Below are 3,321 nucleotides of genomic sequence, written 5' to 3'. Positions count from 1 at the left end.
CCTGGCAGTTCCCTACTCTCACATGGGGAAGCCCCACACTACCATCGGCGCTACGGCGTTTCACTTCTGAGTTCGGCATGGGGTCAGGTGGGACCACCGCGCTATCGCCGCCAGGCAAATTCTGTTTCATTCCAGCCGTCGTACTTCAGTCGCTTTCGCTTCTTATCCGCACAACCACCAGAACCAATCTCTGAACAAGCTGACTATCAAAATCTATGAGTCTTTCATCACAAAACACCTTCGGTGTTGTAAGGTTAAGCCTCTCGGGTCATTAGTACTGGTTAGCTCAACGTATCGCTACGCTTACACACCCAGCCTATCTACGTCGTCGTCTTCAACGGCCCTTCAGGGACATCAAGTGTCCAGGGAAGACTCATCTCGAGGCAAGTTTCCCGCTTAGATGCTTTCAGCGGTTATCTCTTCCGCACTTAGCTACCGGGCAATGCAATTGGCATCACAACCCGTACACCAGTGGTGCGTTCACTCCGGTCCTCTCGTACTAGGAGCAACCCCTCTCAATCTTCCAACGCCCACGGCAGATAGGGACCGAACTGTCTCACGACGTTCTAAACCCAGCTCGCGTACCACTTTAAATGGCGAACAGCCATACCCTTGGGACCTACTTCAGCCCCAGGATGTGATGAGCCGACATCGAGGTGCCAAACACCGCCGTCGATATGAACTCTTGGGCGGTATCAGCCTGTTATCCCCGGAGTACCTTTTATCCGTTGAGCGATGGCCCTTCCATTCAGAACCACCGGATCACTAAGACCTGCTTTCGCACCTGCTCGAGCTGTCACTCTCGCAGTCAAGCTAGCTTATGCCTTTGCACTAACCTCCTGATGTCCGACCAGGATTAGCTAACCTTCGTGCTCCTCCGTTACGCTTTGGGAGGAGACCGCCCCAGTCAAACTACCCACCAGACACTGTCCGCAACCCGGATTACGGGCCCACGTTAGAACATCAAACATTAAAGGGTGGTATTTCAAGGTTGGCTCCACGCAGACTGGCGTCCACGCTTCAAAGCCTCCCACCTATCCTACACATCAAGGCTCAAGGTTCAGTGTCAAGCTATAGTAAAGGTTCACGGGGTCTTTCCGTCTTGCCGCGGGTACACTGCATCTTCACAGCGAGTTCAATTTCACTGAGTCTCGGGTGGAGACAGCCTGGCCATCATTACGCCATTCGTGCAGGTCGGAACTTACCCGACAAGGAATTTCGCTACCTTAGGACCGTTATAGTTACGGCCGCCGTTTACCGGGGCTTCGATCAAGAGCTTCGCCTTGCGGCTGACCCCATCAATTAACCTTCCGGCACCGGGCAGGCGTCACACCGTATACGTCCACTTTCGTGTTTGCACAGTGCTGTGTTTTTATTAAACAGTTGCAGCCAGCTGGTATCTTCGACTGATTTCAGCTCCGTGAGCACGTCACTTCACTTACCATCAGCGTGCCTTCTCCCGAAGTTACGGCACCATTTTGCCTAGTTCCTTCACCCGAGTTCTCTCAAGCGCCTGAGTATTCTCTACCTGACCACCTGTGTCGGTTTGGGGTACGATTTGATGTTACCTGGAGCTTAGAGGCTTTTCCTGGAAGCGTAGCATCGGTTACTTCATCACCGTAGTGACTCGTCATCACGCCTCAGTGTTAACAATGACCCGGATTTACCAAAGTCATCCACCTTCACGCTTAAACCGGGACAACCGTCGCCCGGATAACCTAGCTTTCTCCGTCCCCCCTTCGCAGTAACACCGAGTACAGGAATATTAACCTGTTTCCCATCGACTACGCTTTTCAGCCTCGCCTTAGGGGTCGACTCACCCTGCCCCGATTAACGTTGGACAGGAACCCTTGGTCTTCCGGCGTGCGGGTTTTTCACCCGCATTATCGTTACTTATGTCAGCATTCGCACTTCTGATACCTCCAGCAGCCCTCACAGGCCACCTTCGCAGGCTTACAGAACGCTCCCCTACCCAACAACACCTAAGTGTCGCTGCCGCAGCTTCGGTGCATGGTTTAGCCCCGTTACATCTTCCGCGCAGGCCGACTCGACCAGTGAGCTATTACGCTTTCTTTAAATGATGGCTGCTTCTAAGCCAACATCCTGGCTGTCTATGCCTTCCCACATCGTTTCCCACTTAACCATGACTTTGGGACCTTAGCTGGCGGTCTGGGTTGTTTCCCTCTTCACGACGAACGTTAGCACCCGCCGTGTGTCTCCCGTGATAACATTCTTCGGTATTCGTAGTTTGCATCGGGTTGGTAAGTCGGGATGACCCCCTAGCCGAAACAGTGCTCTACCCCCGAAGATGAGTTCACGAGGCGCTACCTAAATAGCTTTCGGGGAGAACCAGCTATCTCCCGGTTTGATTGGCCTTTCACCCCCAGCCACAAGTCATCCGCTAATTTTTCAACATTAGTCGGTTCGGTCCTCCAGTTAGTGTTACCCAACCTTCAACCTGCCCATGGCTAGATCACCGGGTTTCGGGTCTATACCCTGCAACTTAACGCCCAGTTAAGACTCGGTTTCCCTACGGCTCCCCTATTCGGTTAACCTTGCTACAGAATATAAGTCGCTGACCCATTATACAAAAGGTACGCAGTCACCTAACAAGTAGGCTCCCACTGCTTGTACGTACACGGTTTCAGGTTCTATTTCACTCCCCTCGCCGGGGTTCTTTTCGCCTTTCCCTCACGGTACTGGTTCACTATCGGTCAGTCAGGAGTATTTAGCCTTGGAGGATGGTCCCCCCATATTCAGACAGGATGTCACGTGTCCCGCCCTACTCATCGAACTCACAATCTGTGCATTTTTGTGTACGGGACTATCACCCTTTACTGTGCGACTTTCCAGACGCTTCCACTAACACACAAACTGATTCAGGTTCTGGGCTCCTCCCCGTTCGCTCGCCGCTACTGGGGGAATCTCGGTTGATTTCTTTTCCTCGGGGTACTGAGATGTTTCAGTTCCCCCGGTTCGCCTCATGACACTATGTATTCATGTCATGATAGTGTGTCGAAACACACTGGGTTTCCCCATTCGGGTATCGTCGGGTATAACGCTTCATATCAGCTTACCGACGCTTATCGCAGATTAGCACGCCCTTCATCGCCTCTGACTGCCTAGGCATCCACCGTGTACGCTTAGTCGCTTAACCTCACAACCCGAAGGTGTCTTTAGTAAACCAAAGTCACTATCCGCGCTGCGATTATTTGAGAGACTCATTGACAGACTGATTCATCACGACACACCCGAAGGCCGTCATGCATGTTCAGCTGTCATGTTTCAATTTTCAGCTTGTTCCAGATTGTTAAAGAGCAA

General features: G+C 52.2%; 2 rRNA genes. Both read right to left on the bottom strand.

Going from position 1 to position 3,321, the window contains the following annotated elements:
- A 5S ribosomal RNA gene (gene rrf, locus H0248_RS02715) occupies window positions 1–115 on the bottom strand; the annotation flags it as partial.
- A gap of 135 nt (window positions 116–250) precedes the next feature.
- Window positions 251–3,157: ribosomal RNA gene (locus H0248_RS02710) — 23S ribosomal RNA — on the bottom strand.
- Between the last annotated feature and the right edge of the window lie 164 nt (window positions 3,158–3,321).

Source organism: Pectobacterium brasiliense (assembly GCF_013449685.1).
GTDB lineage: Bacteria > Pseudomonadota > Gammaproteobacteria > Enterobacterales > Enterobacteriaceae > Pectobacterium > Pectobacterium brasiliense_A.
This window is presented reverse-complemented; position numbering and strand designations above follow the sequence as displayed.